Below are 24,882 nucleotides of genomic sequence, written 5' to 3' on the forward strand. Positions count from 1 at the left end.
CCCGACCCGGGCGCCCGGCCGGCCGCCCGCCCCCGGCCGCACCCCGCGACCCCGTACGACCGCGTCGGCCCCGACGCGCCACCACCCATCCCGACCGAGGAGCACCCCCGCAATGACCACCACCGCCGAACCGGCCGCCACCGTCCAGCCCACCGGCCCCACCGGCCCCGCCGCCCCCGCCGACCTGCTCACCCGGCTGCGCGCCGCCGTCGCCGCCCACCCCGACCGGCCGGCCGTGCACGCCGTCGACGGCAGCCTCGACTTCGCCGCCCTGGACCGGCGGACCGCCGCCCTCGCCCGCGCCCTGCGCGCCCGGGGCGTGCGGCGCGGCGACCGGGTCGGCGTCCACCTGGCCCGCACCGCCGACCTGCCGGTCGCGCTGCTCGCCGCCTGGCGGGCCGGCGCCGCGTACGTCCCGCTCGACCCGGCCTACCCGGCCGAGCGGATCGCCTTCATGGCCGCCGACGCCGGCCTCGCGGCCGTGGTCAGCACCGACGCCGCGCCGCCCGTCCCGGCCGGCGTGCCGGTGCTCCGCCCGGACGCCGGGGCGCCGCAGAGCGTGGACGCCGGCGACGCCGCGCCCGACTTCACCCCGGACCCGCTCGATTCCGCCTACGTCATCTACACCTCCGGCTCCACCGGCCGCCCCAAGGGCGTCGAGGTGCCGCACGGCGCCGTCGCCCACCTGGCCGCCGCCCTGGAGCGCAGCGGCGCCTACCGGCCCGAGCCGGCCGTGGTCGGCTGGAACGCCAGCGTCTCCTTCGACGCCTCCGTCCAGCAGTGGGTCCGGATCTGCCGGGGCGACACCCTGGTGCTGATCGACGACGCCCGCCGGGCCGACCCGGCCCGCCTGGCCGTCCTGCTGGCCGAGCACGGCGTCACCGACCTCGACCTGACGCCCTCGCACTGGCAGCTGCTCCGCGAGCCGCTGGCCGGCGCCCGGGTGCCGCGACTGTTCATGGGCGGCGAGCCGGTCCCCGAACGGACCTGGCGCGAGCTGGCCGACGGCGGCATCGACGCGTTCAACCTGTACGGGCCCACCGAGTGCACCGTCGACGCGATCACCGCCCCGATCACCGGCCCCGGCCCGCACCTGGGCGAGCCGCTGCCCGGCGTCCGCGCCCACCTGCTGGACGACCGGCTGGCGCCGGTCACCGCGCCCGGGGCGGTCGGCGAGCTGTACCTCGCCGGGCCGGGCGTGGCGCACGGCTACCCGGGCCACCCGGGGCTGACCGCCGGCCGCTTCGTGGCCGACCCGTTCACGCCGGGCACCCGGATGTACCGCACCGGCGACCAGGCCCGCCGCACCGCGGACGGCCTGCTGGAGTACGTCGGCCGGGTCGACCGCCAGGTCAAGCTGCGCGGCTTCCGGATCGAGCCCGGCGAGGTCGAGCACGCCCTGGCCGCCCTGGACGGGGTGTCCGCCGCGGCGGTCACCGTGCACGAGGCCGCGCCCGGCGACCTCCGGCTGGCCGGCTACGTCGTCACCACCGCCGGAGCCGGGGCCGACGCCGCCGCGCTGCTCGTCGCGCTGCGCCGGACCCTGCCCGCCCACCTGGTGCCCGCCACGGTGACCGTGCTGGACGCCCTCCCGCTCACCCCCAACGGCAAGGTCGACCACCGCGCGCTGCCCGCGCCGGCCGCCGCCGAGGAGGCCGCCCCGGCCGGCGGCATCGACGAGCAGGTCGCCGAGGTCTGGCGGACCGTGCTGGGCGTCCCCGCGGTCGAGCCCACCGACGACTTCCTCTCCCTCGGCGGCCACTCGCTCGCCGCGCTGCGCGTCGTCCACCTGCTGCGCCGCAAGCTGAACGTCGAACTCCAGCTCCGGCACCTGCTGGACGCCGCCGACCTGGCCGCGTTCACCGCCGCCGTGCGCCGGGCCACCGAGGCCGGCCCGGCCGCGCCGCGGCCCGCCCTGACCGCCCGCCGGGCCGCCCGATGAGCGCCACCGCCGCCCGGCCGCGGATCGAGGGCGACTGGTTCCTCGTCCCCGTGCCCCAACCCCACCGCCCACTGCGGCTGTTCTGCTTCCCGCACGCCGGCGGCGACGCCACCGCCTTCACCCCGCTGGCCCGGGCGCTCGCCCCGGCCGCCGAGGTCTGGGCGCTGCGCCCGCCGGCCCGCGGCGGCCGCAGCCGGGACCGGATGCCGCCGGACTTCGACACCCTGGTGGCGGCGGTCGTCGAGGCGATCACCCCGCACCTCGCCGGCGGCCGGTTCGGCTTCTACGGGCAGAGCTTCGGCGCCCTGCTGGCCTACGAGGTGGCCCGCGCGCTGCCCGCCGACCGGCGCCCCGACCTGGTGGTCGCCGCCGGCGCGCCGTGCCCCGCGGAGTGGGCCGAGCGGGAGGGCAAGGACCTCGACGCCACCGAACTCCTGCGCCTCACCGGGCTGGAGGAGCTCGTCCGGGCCGATCCGGACCTGGTCGAGCTGGCGCTGTCCGGCATCCGCACCGACCTCGCGGTCAGCGCCACCTTCCGCCACCGCCCGCACCCGCCGATCGGCTCCGCGCTGTACGCACTGGCCGGCGCCGACGACCCGATGCTCGGCACCACCGACCTCACCGGCTGGGCCGCCTTCACCGGCGGCGCGTTCGGCCACCACGTCCTGCCCGGCGGGCACCTGCTGGCCACCGTCGACCGGCCCGGCCCGGTGGCCCTGCTGTCCTCGCTGCTGGCCGCCGCCCCGGCCCGGCCCGCGGCCGACCGGGTCCGTGCCCCGGCGCCGGCCCGGCCGCCGCTGCGGCCCGCCGTCCGGCCCCGCCCATGAGGGCCGACCGCACCCGGCCCCGCCCCGCCCCGCCCACTCCGACCCTCGGGCGCGGGCCCGAGGCCGCCCCCAGGGAGCAGTCTTGACGACCACCACCACCTCCGTCGACCTCACCGACCCGGCCCTGTGGGCCCGCCCCGACACCCCGGCGCTGGTCGCCGAACTGCGCCGGACCGCCCCGGTCCACCGCACCGAGACCGTGGACGACGGCCCGGTCTGGTCGGTGCTGACGTACCGCGAGTCCGCGGACGTGCTGCGCAACGCCGCCGTGTTCAGCTCGGAGTCCGGCTCGCTGCTGGGCTCGGGCCAGGGCAAGGTGCCGGTCGGCTCGGGCCGGATGATGGCCCTCACCGACCCGCCCCGGCACCGCGAACTGCGGGCCCCCGCCAACCCGTTCTTCTCCAAGGGCGGGGTGCGCGGCGCCGCCCGCTCGATCGCCGAGCGGGCCGGCGAACTCTTCGACCGGGCCGTCGAGCAGGGCGAGGTGGACCTCGTCGACGTGGTCTCCGCGCTGCCGCTGGCGGTCATGTGCGACCTGCTGGACGTCCCCGAGAAGGACCGCGACATGGTGGTCCGGGTCTGCGACGTGGCCTTCCTCGGCCGCACCCCCGAGGAGCGCCGGGCCGGCCACCAGCAGCTCATCCCGTACCTGCTGCACCAGGTGATGCTGCGCCGCAGCGACCCGCGCGACGACCTGATCTCGATGATGGCGACCTACAAGGTCAACGGCCGGCTGCTGCCGGTCGAGGACGTCGTGCTCAACCTGGACAACATCGTGGTCGGCGGCGTCCAGACGGTCCGCCACACCGCCGCGATGGGCCTGCACACCCTGGTCCAGCGCCCGGACCTGTGGCGCAGGCTCCAGCAGGGCGAGGTCGACATGGACTCCGCCGTGGACGAGCTGCTGCGGTGGACCTCGGTCGGCCTGCACACGCTGCGCACCGCAAGCCGGGACGTCGAGCTGGCCGGGCGGCAGATCCGCCGCGGCGACCGGGTCGCGGTCTGGGTCTGGTCGGCCAACCGGGACCCGGAGGCCTTCGAGCGGCCCGAGGAGATCCTGCTCGACCGCTCGCCCAACAAGCACCTGGCCCTCGGGCTCGGCGCCCACTACTGCATCGGCGCCCCGCTGGCCAAGGCCGAGCTGAGCGCGCTGTACTCGGCGGCGCTGGAGAAGGCCGCCGCCATCGAGCCGGCCGGTCCGGTCGAGTACAACCGCTCGATCATCAACTTCGGCCTGGACCGCTTCCCGGTCCGGCTCACCCCGCGCTGACCGCGCGCACGGGCAGGCGCTAACTGCCGCCCACCTGCCGGGCCTTGTGCCGCTCCGGCCGCCGAGCCGCCGATAGCTTCGAAGCACACCGGGGGCCGCGCCCCACCGGTCCACACCACACCGAGGAGAGCATCATGACCAACCCGTTCGAGGACGACAACGCCGGCTACCTGGTGCTGGTCAACGACGAGAACCAGCACTCGCTCTGGCCGGTCTGGATCGACGTGCCGGCCGGCTGGACCAGCGTCCACGGGGAGGCGTCCCGCCAGGAGTGCCTCGACTGGATCGAGACCAACTGGACCGACATCCGCCCGGCCGGCCTGCTGGCCGCCCTGGACCGGTGAGCGCGCGATGCCGACCTGGGAGCTGACCCCCGGCCGCCCCGCCCTCACCCGGGTGCCGGCCGGCGCCGACCTCGCCGAGGGCTGCGCCTGGCTGCAGGAGAACGAGGCCGAGCTGACCGCCGCGCTGCACGAGCACGGCACGATCTTCCTGCGCGGCCTGCCGGTGGCCTCCACCGAGGACGTCGCCGCCGTCCGCGACGTGCTGATCCCCGAGCCCACCCCGTACCGGGAGAAGGCCACCCCGCGCAGCGACTTCGGCCACGGCGTTTTCTCGTCGACCGACCTGCCGCCGGCCCAGTCGATCCGGATGCACAACGAGAACAGCTACACCCTGACCTTCCCCGGCCGGCTGCTCTTCGCCTGCCTCACCGCCCCCGAGGAGGGCGGCGCCACCCCGACCGCCGACGTCCGCAAGGTCCTGGCCCACCTGCCGGAGCACCTGGCGGCCCGCGGCCGGTCGTCCGGCTGGACGCTCACCCGCAACTACTCGGACTACGTCTCGCTCGGCTGGCGGACCGCCTTCGGCACCGAGGACCACGCCGAGGTGGAGCTGTACTGCAAGGAGAACGGCATCTCCTGGCAGTGGCAGCCGGACGGCAACCTGCGCACCAGCCAGTTGCGGCCGGCCACCATCCACCACCCGCAGACCGGCGAGGAGGTCTGGTTCAACCACCTCGCCTTCTGGAACGAGTGGTCGCTGGACCCGGACATCCGGGAGGCGATGGTCGACGAGTTCGGCCCGGACGGCCTGCCGTTCAACACCGGCCTCGGGGACGGCGAGCCGCTCTCCCGGGAGGACGTGGACGCGCTGAACGCCGCCTACGAGGCCGCCACCGTCCGCGAGACCTGGCAGGTCGGCGACGTGATGCTGGTCGACAACGTGCTCTGCGCGCACGGCCGCGACCCGTACCGCGGCGACCGGAAGATCGCCGTCGCGATGGGCCGCCCGGTCGACGTCCTGGACTGCCGCCCCACCGTGCTGCCCACGGCAGTGCCCGCCTGACGCCCCACCACCAACCGCGCCATGACGTGAGCAGAGGAAGCACCGTGATCCCGGTTTCGTACGCACAACAGCGTCTCTGGCTGATCGACCAGATCGAAGGACCGACCGCGCTCTACAACCTGCCGTTCGCGGTCCGCCTGCGCGGTTCGCTCGACGCCGCCGCGCTGCGCGCCGCGACGGCGGACGTGGTCGACCGGCACGAGGCCCTGCGCACGGTGTTCCCGGTGGACGGGGGCGTCCCGGTGCAGCGGATCCTGCCGTCCGCGCAGGCGCAGCCCTCCTTCGAGACGGTGGACTGCACGCCGGCGGACTACCCCGCCCTGCGGGACCGGGCCGCCGCCGGAACCTTCGACCTGAGCGCCGAACTGCCCATCCGGGTCACGGTCTTCTCGCTCGCACCGACCGAGCACGTGCTGCTCGTCGTGCTCCACCACATCGCCGGCGACGGCTGGTCGCTCGGCCCGCTGCTGCGCGACCTCGCCACCGCCTACCGGGCCCGGTTGGCCGGCACCGCCCCCGACTGGGAGCCACTGCCGGTCCAGTACGCCGACTACGCGCTCTGGCAGCGCGAACTCCTCGGCGACGAGGCCGATCCGGACAGCCTGATGAGTCGTCAACTCGACTACTGGAGAGGAGCCCTGGCCGGCATCCCGGAGGAGCTTGAGCTGCCGGTGGACCGCCCCCGGCCGGCCGCCCCGACCGGCGCCGCGGACGCCGTCGCGTTCGGCTACGGACCGGAGCTGCACGCCGCGCTGCTCGGCCTGGCCCGCCGGCACCGCGCCACCCTGTTCGCCGTCCTCCAGGCCGGCCTGGCCGCCCTGTTCACCCGGCTCGGCGCCGGCACCGACATCCCGCTCGGCACCGGCGTGGCGGGCCGGTCGGACGAGGCACTGAACGACCTGGTCGGCTTCTTCGTCAACACCCTGGTGCTGCGCACCGACACCTCGGGCGACCCGTCCTTCGCCGAACTCGTCGACCGGGTCCGGGAGGCGCAGCTGGACGCCTTCGCCCACCAGGACGTGCCGTTCGAGCGGCTGGTCGAGGAGGTCAACCCGGCCCGCGCGCTCGGCCGCCACCCGCTGTTCCAGACCCTGCTCGTGCTGCAGAACCACGAGGAGGGCGAACTCGGCCTGCCCGGGCTGGAGTCGGAGTCCGAGCCGCTCGGCCTGCGGGTCGCCAAGTTCGACCTGAACATCGGCATCACCGAGCAGCGCGACGCCGACGGCGCCCCGGCCGGCCTGACCGGCTCGGTCGAGTACGCGGCCGACCTGTACGACCGGGCCGCCGTGACCACCCTGTTCGAGCGGCTCGGTCGGCTGCTGGCGGCCGCGGCCGCCGACCCGCAGGCCCCGATCGGCACCCTGGACGTCCTCGGCGCCGAGGAGCGGGCCCGGATCCTGGAGGACTGGAACGCCACCGCGGCGCCCGTGCGAGCCGGCTCGCTGCCCGAGCTGTTCGAGGCGCAGGCGGCCCGCACCCCGGACGCGGCCGCGCTGGTCCACGACGGCGGCACGGTCGGCTACGCCGAGCTCAACACCCGTGCCAACCGGCTCGCGCACCACCTGATCGCCTGCGGCGTCGGCCCGGAGAGCCCGGTCGCGCTGCTGATGGAGCGCTCGGTCGACCTGGTCGTCGCCACCCTCGCGGTGCTCAAGGCCGGCGGCTGCTACGTCCCGATGCACGCGAGCCTGCCGCCCGAGCGGATGGCCGCGCTGCTCGCCGACACCGGCGCACCCGTCCTGCTCACCGACCGGGCCGAGCCGGGCTTCCCGCACGCCGCCGCCGTGGTCCGCCCCGGCGACGAGGCGGGCGCGCCCGGGCACGACCCCGGCCTGCCCGTCCACCCCGACCGGCTCGCCTACGTGATGTTCACCTCCGGCTCCACCGGCACGCCCAAGGGCGTCGCCGTCCGGCACCGGGACGTGGTCGACCTGGCCGCCGACCGGCGCTGGCAGGACGGCCGGCACGAGCGGATCCTGCTGCACTCCCCGCACGCCTTCGACGCCGCCACCTACGAGCTGTGGACGCCGTTGCTCTCCGGCAACAGCGTGGTCGTCGCCCCGCCCGGCGGACTGGACGCCGCCGCGCTGCACGCCGTCGCCACCCGGCACGGCGTCACCGCGGTCTTCCTCACCAAGGCGCTCTTCGACCTGGTCGCCGAGCAGGCCCCGGAGACCTTCCGCGCCCTGCGGGTGGTGCTGACCGGCGGCGAGGCCGCCTCCGGCACCCTGATGCAGCGGGTCCTCGACCACTGCCCCGACCTGCTGCTCGCCCACGTCTACGGCCCCACCGAGGCCACCACCTTCGCCACCCACCACCACCTCGTCCCCGCCGACCTGGCCGGCGCCCGGGCCCCGATCGGCGGCCCGCTCGACAACATGCGCGCCCACGTCCTGGACGCCCGGCTGCGGCCGGTGCCGCCCGGTGTGCCCGGCGAGCTGTACGTCGCGGGGGCGGGCCTGGCCCGCGGTTACTGGCGCCGGCCCGGACTGACCGCCGAGCGCTTCGTCGCCGACCCGTACACGACCGGCGCCCGTATGTACCGCACCGGCGATCTGGTGCGGCGCCGCGCGGACGGCGCGATCGAGTTCCTCGGCCGGATCGACGGCCAGGTCAAGGTGCGCGGCTTCCGGATCGAACTGGGCGAGATCGAGGCCGCCCTCTCCGGCCACCCGGCCGTCCGCCAGGTCATCGTCGTCGCCCGCGAGGACCGCCCCGGCGACACCCGGCTGGTCGGCTACTGCGCGGCCGCGGACGACGACCCCGGACTCGCCGCCGAGCTGCGGCAGTTCGCCGCCCGGACGCTCCCCGGCTACATGGTCCCCGCCGCCGTCCTGGTCCTGCCGGCGCTGCCGCTCAACGCCAACGGCAAGGTCGACCGCCGCGCCCTGCCCGCCCCCGACCTCGGCGGCGACTCGGCCGGCCGCGCCCCGCGCGACGAGCGCGAGCGCGCCCTGTGCGAGCTGTTCGGCGAGATCCTCGGCATCGAGGGCATCACCATCGACGACGACTTCTTCGAGCTGGGCGGCCACTCCCTGCTCGCCACCCGCCTGGTCGGCCGGGCCCGCGCCGAACTCGGCGCCGAGCTGGCCATCGCCGACCTCTTCCAGGCCCCGACCGTCGCCGCCCTCACCGCCCGTCTGTCCACCGGGCCGGCCCGCCCGGCGCTGCGCCCCGAGCCCCGGCCCGAGCGGCTGCCGCTCTCCTTCGCCCAGCGCCGGCTCTGGTTCCTCGGCCAGGCCGAGGGCCCCGCCGCGACCTACAACGTCACGCTCGCCCTGCGGCTGACCGGCCCGCTCGACGCCGCCGCCCTCGAACGCGCCCTCGGCGACGTGGTCGGGCGGCACGAGAGCCTGCGCACCGTGTTCGGCGCCCACGACGGCGTCCCCCACCAGCGGGTGCTGGCCGCCCCGCCCGCGCCGCTGCTCACGGTCACCGACCGCCCGGCCGAGGAGCTGGTCGGCCACACCTTCGACCTGGCCGCCGACGTCCCGCTGCACGCCTACCTGCGGCCGGTCGGCCCGGACGAGCACGTCCTGCTCCTGGTCATGCACCACATCGCCAGCGACGGCTGGTCGCTGCGCCCGCTCTTCCGCGACCTCGCCGAGGCCTACACGGCCCGGCTGGGCGGCGAGCTGCCGGTGTGGCGGCCGCTGCCGGTGCAGTACGCCGACTACACCCTCTGGCAGCACCGGCTGCTCGGCGCGGACACCGACCCGGAGAGCCTGCTCGGCCGTCAGCTCGCCCACTGGCGCGAGGCCCTGGCCGGCCTGCCGGACGAGCTGGCGCTCCCGCTGGACCGCCCCCGCCCGCCGGTCGCCTCGCACCGCGGCGACGTCGTCCCGCTGGAGCTGGACGAGGCCCTGCACGCCCGGCTGGCCACGCTGGCCGCCGAGCACGGGGTGACCCTGTTCATGGTGCTGCAGGCCGCCTTCGCCACCCTGCTGCACCGCTTCGGCGCCGGCGAGGACCTGCCGATCGGCACCCCGCTGGCCGGCCGTCTGGACGAGGCCCTGGACGAGCTGGTCGGCTTCTTCGCCAACACCCTGGTGCTGCGCACCGACCTTTCCGGCCGGCCGGCCTTCGCCGAGCTGCTGGGCCGGGTCCGGGACGCCGACCTGGCCGCCTACGCGCACCAGGACGTGCCGTTCGAGCGGCTGGTCGAGGAGCTCAACCCGGCCCGCACGCTGGCCCGGCACCCGCTCTTCCAGGTGATGATCGCCTTCGACAACACCGCCGGCGGCGGCCCGGAGTTCCCCGGCACCCGCGCCGCGTACGAGCCGCTGGGCCTGCCCACCACCGCCTTCGACCTCACCCTCAACCTCTCCGAACGGCACCACCCGGACGGCTCCCCGGCCGGTCTGGACGGCGGCCTGGAGTTCGCCGCCGACCTGTTCGAGCGGAGTACCGCCGAGCGGCTCGCCGCCGCGCTCGCCCTGATCCTGCGGCAGGTCGCCGCGGACCCGCACCGCCCGGTCGCCGACCTGGAGGTGCTGGACGAGGACGGCCGGGCCGCCCTGGCCCGCTGGCACGACACCGACCGGCCGGGCGCCGACACCCTCGTCCCGGCCGCCTTCGCCGCGCAGGCGGCCGCCACGCCCGAGGCCGTCGCCCTGGTCTTCGGGGAGACCCGGCTCAGCTACGCCGAGCTGGACGCCCGGGCCGACCGGCTGGCGCACCGCCTGGCGGCCGCCGGGGTCGGGCCGGACGCGGTGGTCGCCCTGGCGCTGCCCCGCTCGGCCGAGTCGGTGGTCGCGGTGCTCGCCGTGCTCAAGGCCGGCGCCGCCTTCCTGCCGCTGGACGCCGAGTACCCGCGGGACCGGATCGCCCACATGCTGGCCGACGCCCGCCCGGCCGCGGTGCTCACCACCGACCGCTGGCCGCTGCCCGACGTCCTGGACGGCCTGCCGGTGCTCCCCGCCGACGCCGGGGCCCGGGCCGACGACTCGGCCCGGGCCGACCGGCCGACCGGCGCCCTGCCGGTGCACATCGGCCCCGACCACGCCGCCTACGTCATCTACACCTCCGGCTCCACCGGCCGCCCCAAGGGCGTCGTGGTCCGCCACGGCGGCCTCGCCAACCTGCTCGCCTTCCACCGCGCCGAGACCGTCGGCGCCGCCGAACGGGCCCACCCGGGACGCCGGTTCAGGTTCGCCCAGGTCGGCTCGCTGTCCTTCGACACCGCGCTCGAATCGCTGCTCTGGATGGTCGCCGGGCACGAGCTCCACCTGCTCGACGACGAGCTGCGCCGCGACCCCGCCGCCGTCGTGCGCCACGCCGAGCGGACCGGCCTCGACGTCTTCGACCTCACCCCCGGCCACGCCGAGCGGCTGGTCGAGGAGGGCCTGCTGACCCGCTGCCGGCCCGCGCTGGTGATGGTCGGCGGCGAGGCCGTCGGCCAGGCCCTGTGGACCGCCCTGGCCACCGCCCCGGACACCGTGGCGCTCAACATGTACGGCCCCACCGAGTGCACCGTCGACGCGGTGTTCCACCGGCTCGGCGGTGCCGAGCGCCCGCTGATCGGCCGCCCGCTGCCCAACCTGCGCGCCCACGTCCTGGACGCGGCCCTGCGGCCGGTGCCGGCCGGCGTCCCCGGCGAGCTCTACCTGAGCGGCGCCGGCCTGGCCCGCGGCTACCTCGGCCGCCCCGCACTGACCGCCGAACGCTTCGTCGCCGACCCGCACACGCCCGGAGCTGGGAGGATGTACCGCACCGGCGACCTGGTCCGCCGCCGCCCCGACGGCGCGATCGAGTTCCTCGGCCGCACCGACCACCAGGTCAAGGTGCGCGGCTTCCGGATCGAGCTCGGCGAGATCGAGGCCGTCCTCACCGCCCACCCGGACGTCCTGCAGGCCGCCGTGCTGCCGCACGAGGACGGCACCGCCGGTACCCGGCTGGTCGCCTACGCCGTCGGCACCCCGGACCTCGACCCGGCCGCGCTGCGCGCCCACGCCGGCGCCGCCCTGCCCGACTACATGGTGCCCTCCGCCGTGGTGGTGCTGGCCGAACTGCCGCTGACCGTCAACGGCAAGCTGGACCGGGCCGCGCTGCCGGCCCCCGACTTCACCGCGACCGCCGGCGGCCGGGCCCCCCGCACGGCGCGCGAGGAGATCCTCTGCGGGCTCTTCGGCGAACTCCTCGGCGTCGAGGGCGTCACCGTCGACGACGACTTCTTCGCCCTCGGCGGCCACTCGCTGCTCGCCACCAAGCTGCTGAGCCGGGTCCGCGCGGCCCTCGGCGCCGAGTTGGGCATCCGGGACGTCTTCGAGGCGCCGACGGTGGCCGGCCTGGCCCAGCGGCTGGACGGCGCCGAGGCCCGCCTCCCGCTCACCGCCGACCGCGCCCGGCCGGAGCGGACGCCGCTCTCCTTCGCCCAGCAGCGGCTCTGGCTGATCGACCGGATGGAGGGCCCGAGCGCGCTCTACAACATGCCGCTCGCCCTGCGCCTGACCGGCGAGCCGGACACCGGCGCGCTGGCGGCCGCCCTCGGCGACCTGGCCGGCCGGCACGAGATCCTGCGCACGGTGATCGCCGAGCACGACGGCGAGCCGCACCAGCGGATCCTGCCGCCCGCCGCGGCGCTTCCGCTCGAACTGCTCGACTGCGCACCGGAGTCGGTGGACGCCGAGGTCGACCGGCTCGCCCGGCGCCCCTTCGACCTGGCCGCCGAGGCGCCGATCCGCGCCACCCTGCTGCGGATCGCACCCGAGCACCACGTGCTGGTGGTCGCGCTGCACCACATCGCCGGCGACGGCTGGTCGATGGGCCCGCTGCTCGCCGACCTCGCCGAGGCCTACACGCTCCGCCTCGGCGGCGAGCCGCCGGCCTGGCAGCCGCTGCCGGTCCAGTACGCCGACTACGCGCTCTGGCAGCGCGAACTCCTCGGCGACGAGGCCGACCAGGAGAGCCTGATCTCCCGTCAGCTCAGCTACTGGCGCGAGACGCTGGCCGACCTCCCCGAGGAGCTCGCACTCCCGGTGGACCGCCCGCGCGGCACCCGCTCCGACCACCGGGGCGACCGGGTGGCCCTGCCGATCGACGCCGAACTGCACCGCCGGCTCGTGGAGTTGTCACGCGAGCACCGGGTCACCCTGTTCATGACCTTCCAGGCCGCCCTGGCCGCGCTGCTCACCCGGCTCGGCGCCGGCACCGACGTGCCGATCGGCTCGGTGGTCGCCGGCCGCTCCGACGAAGCACTCGACGACCTGGTCGGCTTCTTCATCAACACCCTGGTGCTGCGCACCGACACTTCGGGCGACCCGGCCTTCGCCGAACTGCTCGGCCGCGTCCGGGAGACCGGCCTCGGCGCCTACGCCCACCAGGACGTGCCGTTCGAGCGGGTGGTCGAGGAGCTCAACCCGGCCCGCTCGCTCGCCCGCCACCCGCTCTTCCAGGTGGCGATGGTCCTGCAGTCCAACGCCGAGGCCGAGTTGGAGCTGGCCGGGCTGCACGCCGAGGCGCTGCCGGCCGGCACCGGGGTCGCCAAGTTCGACCTCAACGTGACCCTGGAGGAGTTCTTCGGGCCCGACGGCGCACCCGCCGGCCTGGACTGCGCGATCGACTACGCCACCGACCTGTTCGACCGGGAGACCGCCGAGTCGCTGGCGGCCCGCTTCGGACGCCTGCTCACGGCCGTGGCCGCCGACCCGGCGCAGCCGATCGGCCGGGTCGACCTGCTCGCCGAGGACGAGCGCGCCGCCCTGCTCGGCGGCCACCGGCCGCTGCCGGCCGGCCTGCCGCTGGTCCCGGCGGCCTTCGCCGAGCGCGTCGCACAGACCCCCGGGCTGACCGCCCTGGTCTTCGAGGGCACCCGGCTGACCTACGCCCAGCTGGACGCCCGGGCCAACCGCCTGGCGCACGGCCTGGCGGCCGCCGGGGTCGGCCCGGAGTCGGTGGTCGCGCTCGCCCTGCCCCGCTCGGTGGACACCGTGGTATCCCAGCTGGCGGTGCTCAAGGCCGGCGCCGCCTTCCTGCCGCTGGACGCCGAGTACCCGCGCGAGCGCACCGCCCACATGCTCGCCGACGCCCGCCCCGCCGCGGTGCTCACCACCGACGGCTGGCCGCTGCCCGACGTCCTGGACGGCCTGCGCGTGCTGCGCACCGACGAGGAGCTGTGGGCGGCGCAGCCCGCCGACGCGCCCCCCGTCCGGGTCGGCCCGGCGCACGCCGCCTACGTGATCTACACCTCCGGCTCCACCGGCCTGCCCAAGGGCGTGGTGGTGAGCCATGGTTCGATCGCCGGGCTGCTGGCCGCGCACCGGGCCGAGACCTTCGGCGAGCCCGAGCGGATGCACGGCCGGCTCCGCGCCGCGCTGACCGCCTCGCTCTGCTTCGACGCCTCGTGGAACAGCCTGCTCTGGATGGTCGCCGGCCACGAGCTGCACCTGATCGGCAACGATCTGCGCCGGGATCCGGCAGCGCTGGTCCGGCACCTGCGGGCGGTCGGCGTCGACGCCCTCAACCTCACCCCGTCCTACGCCGAACAGCTCATCGCCGAGGGCCTGTTGGACGCCCCCGCGCCGCGCGTGGTGCTGCTCGGCGGGGAGCCGATCGGCCAGGCGCTCTGGACCCGGCTGCGCGAGGCCCCGCACACCACCGGCCACAACCTGTACGGGCCCACCGAGTGCACCGTCGACACCCTGCTCCAGGCCTACGCCGGCTCCGAGCGCCCCTCCCTGGGCCACACCGTGCTCGGTACCCGCGCCCACGTCCTGGACGAGCACCTGAACCCCGTCCCCGTCGGCGTCCCCGGTGAGCTCTACCTGGCCGGAGACAGCCTCGCCCGCGGCTACCTCGGCCGCCCGGGCCTGACCGCCGAGCGTTTCGTCGCGAACCCGTTCGAAGCCGGAAGCAGGATGTACCGCACCGGCGACCTCGTCCGGCGCACCCGGGACGGCGGCCTCGACTACCTCGGCCGCACCGACCACCAGGTCAAGGTGCGCGGCTTCCGGATCGAGCCGGGCGAGATCGAGCAGGTACTGACCCGCCACGAGGCCGTCCGCCAGACGGTGGTCGTCCTGCACGAGGCCGACGGCGACCGCCGGCTCGTCGGCTACTGCGCGACGGCTGCACCGAGCCCCGAACTCGCGCTCGAACTGCGGCGGTTCGCCGCCGAGACGCTGCCCGGCCACATGGTCCCGGCCGCCGTGGTCACCCTCGCCGCGCTGCCGCTGACCGGCAGCGGCAAGGTCGACCGGCGGGCCCTGCCCGCCCCGGACTTCGGGCTCTTCGCCGGCGGGCGGGCCGCCCGCACCGCCCGCGAGGAACTGCTCTGCGGCCTCGTCGCCGAGGTCCTCGGCCTGGCCGCGGTCGGCATCGACGACGACTTCTTCACCCTCGGCGGCCACTCGCTGCTCGCCATCAAGCTGGTCAGCCGGGTCCGTACCGCGCTGGGCTCCGAGCTGGACATCCGGGACGTCTTCGAGGCGCCGACGGTGGCCGGCCTGGCCCAGCGGCTGGACGGCGCCGAGGCCCGCCTGCCGCTCACCGCGGCCGCCGAGCGCCCCGAGCGGGTGCCGCTCTCCTTCGCCCAGCGGCGGCTCTGGCTGATCGACCGGATGGAGGGCCCGAGCGCCCTCTACAACCTCCCGCTCGCCCTGCGCCTGACCGGCGCCGTCGACGCCGACGCGCTGGCGGCCGCCCTCGGCGACCTGGCCGCCCGGCACGAGAGCCTGCGGACCGTGATCGCCGAGCACGACGGCGAGCCGCACCAGCGGATCGTCGAACCCGCCGCGGCCCGCGTCCCGCTCGACCGCCGCACCGGGGCGCCGGCCGACCTCGCCGCCGCGCTGGCCGACTGCGCAGGCCTCCCGTTCGACCTGGCCGCCGATCTGCCGATCCGGGCCCACCTGCTCCCGCTCGCCGAGGACGAGCACCTGCTGCTCCTGGTGCTGCACCACAGCGCCGGCGACGGCTGGTCGATGGGCCCGCTGCTCGCCGACCTCGCCGAGGCCTACGCCGCCCGCCTCGGCGGCGAGCCGCCGGCCTGGCAGCCGCTCCCGGTCCAGTACGCCGACTACGCGCTCTGGCAGCGCGAACTCCTCGGCGACGAGGCCGACCAGGAGAGCCTGATCTCCCGTCAGCTCGCCCACTGGCGCGAGGTGCTGGCCGACCTCCCCGAGGAGCTGGCACTCCCGGTGGACCGGCCCCGGCGCGCCGACAGCGGACACCGCGGGGACCGGGTGGTCGTCCCGCTCGGCGCCGAACTCCACCGCTCGCTGGTCGAGTTGGCCCGCGAGCACCGGGTGACGATGTTCATGACGCTGCAGGCCGGGCTGGCCGCACTGCTCACCCGGCTCGGCGCCGGCACCGACGTGCCGATCGGCTCGGTGGTCGCCGGCCGCTCGGACGAGGCGCTGGACGACCTGGTCGGCTTCTTCGTCAACACCCTGGTGCTGCGCACCGACACTTCGGGCGACCCGGACTTCGCCGACCTGCTGCGCCGGGTCCGGGAGACCCAGCTGGACGCCCACGCCCACCAGGACGTGCCGTTCGAGCGGCTGGTCGAGGAGCTCAACCCGGCCCGCTCGCTGGCCCGCCACCCGCTCTTCCAGGTGATGCTGCTGCTCCAGGGCGGCACCGGCGCGGAGCCGCTCGACCTGGCCGGCCTGCGGGCCGAGGTCGAACCGGTCGGCGGGTACGCGGCCAAGTTCGACCTCTCCATCGGCATGGGCGAGTCCTTCGACGCCGACGGCGCCCCCGCCGGCCTGGAGTGCGCGATCGACTTCGCGACCGACCTGTTCGACCGGGAGACCGCCGAGTCCATCGCCGTCCGCTACGGCCGCCTGCTCGCCGCGGTGGCCGCCGACCCCGCGCAGCCGATCGGCCGGGCCGACCTGCTCGCCGAGGACGAGCGCACCGAACTGCTGGCCCCCGGGCCCGGCCTGCCGGACCGGCTGCCGCTGCTGCCGGCCGCGTTCGAGGCGCAGGCCGCCCGCACCCCGGACGCCGTCGCGCTGGTCGCCGGCCCGACCGCGCTGACCTACGCCGAGCTGGACGCCCGCGCCGACCGCCTCGCCCACCGCCTGATCGCGGCGGGCGCCGGCCGGGACGCGGTGGTCGCCCTGGCGCTGCCGCGCTCCGCCGAGACCGTGGTCGCCCTGCTCGCGGTGCTCAAGGCGGGCGCCGCCTCGCTCCCGCTGGACGCCGAGTACCCGGCCGACCGGACCGCCGCCATGCTGGCCGACGCCGCGCCCGCCCTCGTCCTCACCGACGACCGCTGGCCGCTGCCCGAGCTGCTGGACGGCCTCCCCGTCCACCGCCTCGACCGGGCCGATACCCGCCACCCCGCCGACGGCGGAACCGGCACGGCCGACCCGGCCCCGCGCGCCACCGCGGCCGACGCCGCCTACGTGATCTACACCTCCGGCTCCACCGGCCGCCCCAAGGGCGTGGTGGTGGACCACGGTTCGATCGCCGCACTGCTGGCCGCCCACCGGGCCGGCCCGATCGGGGCGGCGGAACGCGCCCACGGCCGCCTCCGGGTCGCCCTCACCGCCTCGCTCTGCTTCGACGCCTCCTGGGACGGCCTGCTCTGGATGATCGCCGGCCACGAACTGCACCTGGTCGCCGACGACGTCCGCCGCGACGCCGCCGCACTGGTCGGGCACGTCCGCGCGGAGCGGATCGGCGTCCTGGAGGTCACCCCCTCCTACGCCGAACTGCTCGTGGACGAGGGCCTGTTGGACGCCCCGGCGCCGCAGCTGGTGCTGCTCGGCGGCGAGGCCGTCGGCCAGGCCCTCTGGACCCGCCTGCGCGAGGCCCCGCACACCGCCGGCCACAACCTCTACGGCCCCACCGAGTCCACCGTCGACGCCCTCACCCAGCCGTTCGCGGACACCGGGCGCCCCTCGCTCGGCCGGACCGTGCCCGGCACCCGCGCCCTCGTCCTGGACGAGCACCTGGCGCCGGTCCCGGCCGGCGTCCCCGGCGAGCTCTACCTGAGCGGCGCCGGCCTGGCCCGCGGCTACCTCGGCCGCCCCGCGCTGACCGCCGAGCGCTTCGTCGCGAACCCGTACACGCCCGGCGCCCGGATGTACCGCACCGGCGACCTGGTCCGCCGCACCCGGGACGGCGGCCTCGACTACCTCGGCCGCACCGACCACCAGGTCAAGATCCGCGGCTTCCGGATCGAACCCGGCGAGATCGAGCACGTGCTGACTTCCCATCAGCTGGTCCGGGCCGCCACCGTGGTGGCCCGCGAGGACGGCACGGCCGGTCCCCGGCTGGTCGCCTACGTGGTCGCCGACGGCCCGCTCGACCCGGCCGACCTGCGCGCCTTCGCCGCCGAGTCGCTGCCCGGGTACATGCTCCCGGCCGCGTTCGTCCCGCTCGCCGCCCTGCCCCTGACCGCCAGCGGCAAGGTCGACCACCGCGCCCTGCCCGCACCGGACTTCACCGCCGCGCCCGCCGGACGGGCACCCCGGACCGCCCGCGAGGAGCTGCTCTGCGGCCTCTTCGCCGAGGTCCTCGGCCTGCCCGCGGTCTCCGTCGACGACGGCTTCTTCGACCTCGGCGGCCACTCGCTGCTGGCGATGAAGCTGCTCGGCCGGATCCGCGCCGCGCTCGGCGCCGACCTCGGGATGCGGGCGCTCTTCGAAGCACCGACCGTGGCCGGCCTGGCCCGCCGCCTCGACGCCGCCGGCCCGGCGGCCGACGCCCTGGACGTCCTGCTCCCGCTGCGCACCGCCGCACCGCACCGCGGCGACGGCAACGGGCGCACCGACGGCACCGGCGGCAAGGCCCCGCTGTTCTGCGTCCACCCGGCCGCCGGCATCAGCTGGGTCTACTCCGGCCTGCTGCGCCACCTCGGCGCCGACCGGCCGGTCTACGGCCTCCAGGCCCGCGGCTTGCGCGGCGGCTCCCCCGCCGACGTCGCCGAGATCGCCGAGGACTACGTGCGGCAGATCCGGGCCGTCCAGCCGGACGGGCCCTACCACCTGCTCGGCTGGTCCTTCGGCGCGGTGGTCGCCCAGGCGATGGCCGTCCGGCTCCAGGCCGAGGGCGGCGCGGTCGCCCTGCTCGCCCTGCTGGACGGCGCGCCGGCCGCCCGGACCACCCGCCCCGCCGCGCCCTCCGACGACCCCGTGGACACCCTCGCCGAGCTGCTCGCCTCGCTCGGCTACGACCCGGCCGACGGACGCGGCCAGGCCGACCTCACCGCCCTGCTCGGCGAGGCCGCCGCCGTCCTGCCCGACGTCTTCGAGCACCACCGCAAGCTGATGGCCGAGCACGTGCCGGACCGCTACCGCGGGGACGCCGTCTTCTTCGGCGCCACCGTCGGCAAGCCCGCGGACTGGCCCTACGAGGAGGCCTGGCGGCCGTACGTCGACGGCCGCATCGAGCACCACCGCGTCGCGTGCGAGCACGGCGCGATGACCCAGCCCGAGCCCGTCGCACGGATCGCCGCCGTGCTCGCCCAGAAGCTTGGAGAGTAGACCGTCATGACCACTGTCTCCGTCGAGCCGCCCGCGCAGGCGGACCGGCCGAAGAGCCGCTGGGGCCTCTGGGCGCACCGCGACTTCCGCAAGCTCTGGATCGGTGAGACCACCAGCGGCCTCGGCACCGCCGTCGGCAACGTCGCGCTCGCGCTCGTCGCCGTCGTCACCCTGGACGCCAGCCCGTTCATGGTCGGCGTGCTGACCGCCTCCGCCTGGGTGCCCTGGCTCTTCCTCGGCCTGCTGGCCGGCGCCTGGGTGGACCGCTGGCCCCGGCTGAAGGTGATGCTGGTCTGCGACCTGCTGCTGCTGGTGCTGTTCGGCAGCGTGCCGGTGGCCGGCTGGTTCGACGCCCTGACGATGGCCCACCTGATCGCGGTGGCGCTGCTGGCCGGGTCGGTGAAGGTGTTCTTCTCCACCGCCTACAGCGCCGCGCTGCCCTCGCTGGTCGCCAAGCCCGACCTGCTGGAGGCCAACGTCAAGCTGCGCTCCGGGGAGTCCGCGGCCGAGATCGCCGGGCCCGGTGTAGCGGGCCTGCTCTCCCAGGTGTTCGGCGCGGCCAGCGGGCTGCTCGCCGACGCGGTCACCTACCTGGTCTCCGCGCTCTGCGTGGCCACCATCGAGACCGAGGAGAAGCCGCCGCCGGCCTCCGAGCGGCGCGGCATCCTGCGCGAGATCGGCGAGGGCGTCCGGTTCCTGGTCCGCGACCCGTACCTGCGCACGCTCGCCTCCTTCGCCGCGGTCGGCAACCTCGGCCTGAACGGCATCCAGGCGGTGCAGACCGTCTTCCTGGTCCGCAGCGTGGGCGTGACGCCCGGCGGCGTCGGCGCGGTCTTCGCGGTGGTGTCGATCGGCGGCCTGGCCGGGGCCGCGCTCGCCGGGCGGATCGCCCGCCGGCTGGGCACGGCGCGCGGACTGCTGCTCTGCGAGCTGGTGGTGGCGCCGTTCATCCTCCTGCTGCCGCTGGCCGGCGAGCGGCTGCCGCTGGCGGTCAGCGCGGTCGCCTGGTCGGTCGCGGTCTGCGGTGTGATCGCCGGGAACGTCATCGCCGGCAGCTTCTACCAGGCGTACTGCCCGCCCGCCATGATCGGCCGGATCCGGGCCAGCGCCTCGACCGTCAACTTCAGCGCGATCCCGCTGGGCGCCCTGCTCGGCGGCTGGCTGGGCGAGGTGCTCGGCGCCCGGACCACCATCTGGATCATGGCCTGCGTGCTCATGTCGGCCGGCGGGGTGCTGCTGGCCAGCCCGCTGCGCGGCCTGCGGAACTTCCCCGAGCGCCCCGCCTCCTCCTGACCCGTCCCTCCCACCCTCGTCCTCCGGAGCCTGCCATGACCGCCACCACGCTGAGCCGTCCCGGCGCGAGCGCCAGCACCGCGTCCACCCCGGCCGACGCCGCCACCGACGCCTCCGGTGCTCCCGCCGCCGCGGCCCGCGCCGCCCGCCCGCGCCGGTACCTGATGTGCCGTCCGACCCACTTCGAGGTCAGCTACGCGATCAACCCGTGGATGGACCCGGCCGAGCCGGTGGACACCGGCCTCGCGGTGGCCCAGTGGGAGCGGCTGTACCGGCTCTTCCGCGAACTGGGCCACCGGGTCGACCTGATCGACCCGCTGCCCGGCCTGCCCGACATGGTCTACGCGGCGAACGGCGCCACCGTCGTCGACGGCCGGGTGCTCGGCGCCCGGTTCCGCAACGCCGAGCGGGCCGCCGAGGGGCCGGCGTACCTGGAGTGGTTCCGCGCCCGGGGCTTCGCCACCCACGACCCGGCGCACGTCAACGAGGGCGAGGGCGACATCCTGCTGACCGGCCGCTACCTGCTCGCCGGGCGCGGCTTCCGCAGCGTCTCCGCCGGGCACGCCGAGGCGCAGGAGTTCCTCGGCCGGCCGGTGATCGGGCTGGACCTCGTCGACCCGCGCTTCTACCACCTCGACACCGCGCTCAGCGTGCTCGACGGCGAGGAGATCATGTACTACCCGGGTGCGTTCTCCGCGGGCAGCCGGCGGGTGCTGCAGCAGCTCTTCCCGGACGCGGTGCTGGTGGACGAGGCGGACGCGGAGGCGTTCGGGCTCAACGTGGTCAGCGACGGCCTGCACGTCATCCACCCGGAGCCGGCCACCGGAGTGGCCGCCCGGCTGCGCGAGCGGGGCTTCCGGCCGATCGCGATGGACCTCTCCGAGCTGCTCAAGGGCGGTGGCAGCGTGAAGTGCTGCACGCTGGAGATCCGCGAGTAGGCCGGTCCCCCGACGGCCCGCGGGGCCGGCCCCGGACGGGTGGCCGGGCGCGTCGACGAACGGTCGACGGGCCGATCAACGAGGCCGGTCGACGCACGCTGCTCGTGCGTCGATCGGCCGTTGAACGCCGCTTGCCATGCTGGTCCCATCAGCCCGGAAGACCCCTTCCCAGCAGGGAAGACACCTTAGGGAGACGTCATGGCGAAGCACTCGGTCCTCGGCAGCACCCGGATCCGCCTGGCCGCCGCCGGCCTCGGCCTGGTGATCGCCCTCGGCACCGCAGGCACCGCGGCGGCGGACGACACCGCCGGCACCGGCCGGACCACCACCACGACGACCACGGGCACCGGGTCCACCGGTACCGGCTCGACGGGCACCGGCACCACCGACCCGGGCAACGGCGGCGGTCACGGGGACTGGAACAGCACCGGCTCCTGAGCACCGGCGCCGTCCCGACCCGTTCCGTCACACTCCCCGACCCGCCGCGGTCCGCCCGGCCCACCCGGATCGCCGGGCCCACCGCAGAGAATCGTTCCTGCGCGGTCCGCCCGGCAGACAACCCGGCCGACCGCCCAGCCGCCCGCCCGGCCCCGCGGAGCCCGTCCGGCCGCTACGGATCGGCCAGCGCGAACTCCGGCTCCCGCAGCAGCCCGGCCACCTCGGCCGCCTCGGGCAGCCCCAGCCGGCGGAAGATCTCGAACGCCTGCCGCAGCCGCGCACCCGCCTCGGCCCCGCGCCCGAGCTCGGCCAGCGAGCGGCCCAGCACCACCAGCGCCTGCGCCTGGTCCCGCTCCGCGCCCAGTTCCTCGCAGAGCTCCAGCGCCTGCCCCGCCTGCTCCAGCGCCTCCTCCGCCCGCCCGAGCGAGCGCAGACTGTCCGCCAGCCGGTAGCGGGCGTGCGCGGCCCGGTCCCGCAGGCCGGCCGCCACCGCCACCGCGAGGCACTCGCCGAACCAGGTGACCGCCTCCTCGTGCCGGCCCAGCCCGTGCAGCGCCAGCCCCAGGACGTACAGCGTGTACGCCCGGCCCGGATCGTCCTGCCGGGTGCTCAGCTCGGCCAGCACCTCGTGGCAGATCGCCACCGCCTCGTCCGCCCGGCCGCTGCGGACCCTGGCCAGTGCGGCGTTCACCGTCGTCACCAGCGCACCCGACCGGTGCCCCAGCCGGTTGGCCAGCAGCAGCGCCTCGTCGTAGTGGTCCACGGCCTCGTCGAAGCGGCTGAGGAACTGGCAGATCAGGCCCAGGTCGTTGAGCGCCTGCCGCAGGATCACGGTGTCCCCCGCGGCGCGGGCCCGCTCGGCCGCCTGCCGGGAGGCCGCCTCGGCGGCGTCCAGCCGGGTCGCGGCCAGCGCGACGTTGCCGCGCAGGAAGTGCGCCCGCCCCTCGGCGCGCGCGTCCTGGTTCCGGGCCGCCGCCGCGGCCAGCGCCTCCGCCGTGGCGGCCAGTTGACGGCTCGGCGGGGTGAGCACGAACGGGGTGAGCGCGATCAGCAGGTCGATCGCCGCCCGCAGCGCCTGCCCGTCGGCACCCCCCGGCCCGGCCGGCTCCACCGCGGCTGCGCCGTCCTGCCCGGCCCCGGCCGGCCGGCCGGCGGCGAGCGCCGCGACCTGGGCGGCGAGCGCCACCGCACCCGCCCCCTCGGCCGCCGCCCACTCGCGCGCCGCCTCCCGGCCGGCCAGCGGCACGCCCGCCGACCGGGCCGGGCCGAGCGCGCCGGCCGCCGGGTCGCCCGGCACGGCGTGCTGGAACGCGGTGCAGGCGGTGGCCAGCAGGTGGTCCAGCAGCCGGTCCCGGGCGGCCGGCGCCTCCGCCTCGCCGTCCGCCGGGCCGGGACCGGCGCCCTCGGCCGGCCGCCGCCGGGCGAACGCCCGCAGCAGGTCGTGGTAGCGGTAGCGGCCGGGGAACGGCGACTCCACCATCGCCACGTCCACCAGCGCCTCCAGCAGGTCCTCCGCGTCGTACTCGTCGAGGTCGAGCAGCGCGGCGGCGGCCGGCAGGCCGATGTCCGGCCCGTCCACCGAGGCGACCAACCGGAAGGCCCTGGCCTGGTCGGCGGTCAGCTGGCGGTAGCTCAGTTCGAAGGCGGCGGCGACGGCGAGGTCGCCGATCCGCAGCTCGTCGATCCGCCGGCGCTCCACCTGCAGGCGGCGGCTGAGCGTCGCCACCGTCCAGCCCGGCCGGGCCGCCAGCCGGGCGGCCACGATCCGCACCGCCAGCGGCAGGTGCCCGCAGGCCACCACCAGCTCCAGCGCCGCCTCGGGCTCGGCGGCCAGCCGCTCCGCGCCGATGGTGCGGCCGAGCAGGTCCAGCGCCTCGTCGGGCTGGAAGACGTCCAGGTCGACCTGGACGGTGGCGGGCAGCCCGGCCGGCCGGGTACGGCCGGTGGTCAGCACCGCGCAGCCCACCGCGCCCGGCAGGAGCGGCCGGATCTGTGCGGCGTCCTTGGCGTTGTCGAGGACGATCAGCAGCCGCCGCCCGTCCACCACCGAGCGGAACAGCGCGGAGCGGGCGTCCAGCCCGTCCGGCACCGCGTCCGCGGCCACGCCGAGCGCCACCAGGAACCCGCTCAGCACCGCCTCCGGGTCGGCCGGGACGGGGTCGGAGCCGCGCAGGTCCACGTACAACTGGCCGTCCGGGTAGGCGTCCCGGACGCGGTGCGCGACGTGCAGGGCCAGCGCCGTCTTGCCGACCCCGCCCATGCCGACCACCGTGGCCACCACCAGGGCCTGGGCCGAGGGCGTGCCGAGCGCCTCGTCCAGCACCCGGACGGTCGCCGTCCGGCCGGTGAAGTCGGCTGCGTCCGGCGGGAGTTGGGCCGGGCGCGGCACGGCGGCCGGCCGGGCTGCCCGGCCGGCCCCCTCCGGTTCCGCCGCAGGATCCGCCGGCCCGGCCTCGGCGGCGGGCGCCGCCGGCACCGCGCTCCCCACCGTCGCGGACTCGGCGCGCGCCTGCTCGGGCGCGGCCAGCGCCGGGTCGCCCTCCAGGATCCGCCGGTGCAGCAGCTCCAGTTCGGCGCCCGGCCCGACCCCCAGCTCGGCCAGGAACAACTGCCGCACACCCCGGAACACCGCCAGCGCGTCGGCCTGCCGCCCGGCCTGGTAGAGCGCGCGCATCAGCAGCCCGTACGCCCGCTCGTGCAGCGGGTGCTCGGTGGTGAGCGCGGTCAGCTCGGGGATGCAGCGCGAGTACCGGCCGAGCCCGAGGTCCAGGCCGATCCGCTCCTCCAGCAGGGTCAGCCGGAGCTCCTCCAGCCGCTGCCGGTGCCGCTCCGCGAACGGCCCCGGGATGCCCGCCAGCGGCTCGCCCTGCCAGAGGTCGAGGGCCTGGTTGAGCAGGTCGCGGGCGCGCAGCGGCTGTCCGGCCGCCGCGGTCCGCTCGGCCTCGGCGGCCAGCGACTCGGCCTCCGCCGCGTCCACCGCGAGCTTCGGCAGCAGCAGCCGGTAGCCGTCGCCCATCGAGACCAGCACGCTCGGCGCGGTCCGGTCCTCCCCGCCGGCACCGCCCTCGGCGCCCTCGTCGAGGATCTTGCGCCAACGCCAGGCGTAGGTGCGCACGGTGGTCATCGCCGCGTTCGGCGGCTCCTCGCCCCACAGTGCGGCGATCAGATCGGTGGCACTCGCCGCACGGCCGGGCCGCAACAGCAGCACCGCCAGCATGGCCTGCTGCTGCGGACTGCCCACCTTGAGCACCGCCGCGCCGCGGTGAGCGCGCATCAGACCGAGTAACGAAAAACGGAGATCGCCCAAAATCCAGCCCCCAGCCACCCCGGACCGTGCCCGCCCCCGCTCGTGCACACGTCACATTTGTGCCACCTATTAATCACAGCGTCA

General features: G+C 76.4%; 10 protein-coding genes. 9 read left to right on the forward strand and 1 reads right to left on the reverse strand.

The window, feature by feature from the left end; genetic code table 11:
- Positions 1 to 112 precede the first annotated feature (112 nt).
- From RMN57_RS07665 to RMN57_RS07705, 9 genes are all read left to right on the forward strand, one after another.
- Positions 113 to 1,942, forward strand: coding sequence for a non-ribosomal peptide synthetase (locus RMN57_RS07665; RefSeq protein ID WP_313762627.1), 1,830 nt, complete (start codon positions 113 to 115; stop codon positions 1,940 to 1,942).
- On the forward strand, positions 1,939 to 2,769 hold the full coding sequence (locus RMN57_RS07670) for a thioesterase domain-containing protein (protein ID WP_313762628.1): 831 nt from the start codon (positions 1,939 to 1,941) through the stop codon (positions 2,767 to 2,769). Before RMN57_RS07665 ends, RMN57_RS07670 begins: the two co-directional genes overlap by 4 nt.
- An 82-nt stretch (positions 2,770 to 2,851) precedes the next feature.
- Positions 2,852 to 4,039 carry a cytochrome P450 gene (locus RMN57_RS07675; protein ID WP_313762629.1) on the forward strand — a complete coding sequence of 396 codons (1,188 nt, stop codon included), beginning with the start codon at positions 2,852 to 2,854 and terminating at the stop codon, positions 4,037 to 4,039.
- Positions 4,040 to 4,173: 134 nt separating this feature from the next.
- Positions 4,174 to 4,383: an MbtH family protein gene (locus RMN57_RS07680; RefSeq protein ID WP_313762630.1), complete on the forward strand. Its 210-nt coding sequence runs from the start codon at positions 4,174 to 4,176 to the stop codon at positions 4,381 to 4,383.
- Positions 4,384 to 4,390: 7 nt separating this feature from the next.
- On the forward strand, positions 4,391 to 5,386 hold the full coding sequence (locus RMN57_RS07685) for a TauD/TfdA family dioxygenase (protein ID WP_313762631.1): 996 nt from the start codon (positions 4,391 to 4,393) through the stop codon (positions 5,384 to 5,386).
- A gap of 44 nt (positions 5,387 to 5,430) precedes the next feature.
- The gene (locus RMN57_RS07690) at positions 5,431 to 18,822 is read left to right on the forward strand and encodes a non-ribosomal peptide synthetase (protein WP_313762632.1); all 13,392 of its coding nucleotides are present in this window, start codon (positions 5,431 to 5,433) and stop codon (positions 18,820 to 18,822) included.
- 6 nt (positions 18,823 to 18,828) lie between these two features.
- Complete coding sequence (locus RMN57_RS07695; protein WP_313762633.1) at positions 18,829 to 20,115, forward strand: MFS transporter; 1,287 nt, start codon at positions 18,829 to 18,831, stop codon at positions 20,113 to 20,115.
- 35 nt (positions 20,116 to 20,150) lie between these two features.
- Positions 20,151 to 21,053 carry a dimethylargininase gene (ddaH, locus tag RMN57_RS07700; protein WP_345330168.1) on the forward strand — a complete coding sequence of 301 codons (903 nt, stop codon included), beginning with the start codon at positions 20,151 to 20,153 and terminating at the stop codon, positions 21,051 to 21,053.
- 198 nt (positions 21,054 to 21,251) lie between these two features.
- The gene (locus RMN57_RS07705; RefSeq protein WP_313762634.1) at positions 21,252 to 21,491 is read left to right on the forward strand and encodes a hypothetical protein; all 240 of its coding nucleotides are present in this window, start codon (positions 21,252 to 21,254) and stop codon (positions 21,489 to 21,491) included.
- A 172-nt stretch (positions 21,492 to 21,663) separates the two neighbouring features.
- Here RMN57_RS07705 and RMN57_RS07710 read toward each other — a convergent pair whose 3' ends face one another.
- Positions 21,664 to 24,765 (reverse strand): BTAD domain-containing putative transcriptional regulator, encoded by a 3,102-nt coding sequence (locus RMN57_RS07710; protein WP_313762635.1) that lies wholly within the window; start codon positions 24,763 to 24,765, stop codon positions 21,664 to 21,666.
- Positions 24,766 to 24,882 lie beyond the last annotated feature (117 nt).

The sequence above is a fragment of the Kitasatospora sp. CM 4170 genome, from assembly GCF_032110285.1.
In the GTDB taxonomy this organism is placed as follows: domain Bacteria; phylum Actinomycetota; class Actinomycetes; order Streptomycetales; family Streptomycetaceae; genus Kitasatospora; species Kitasatospora aburaviensis.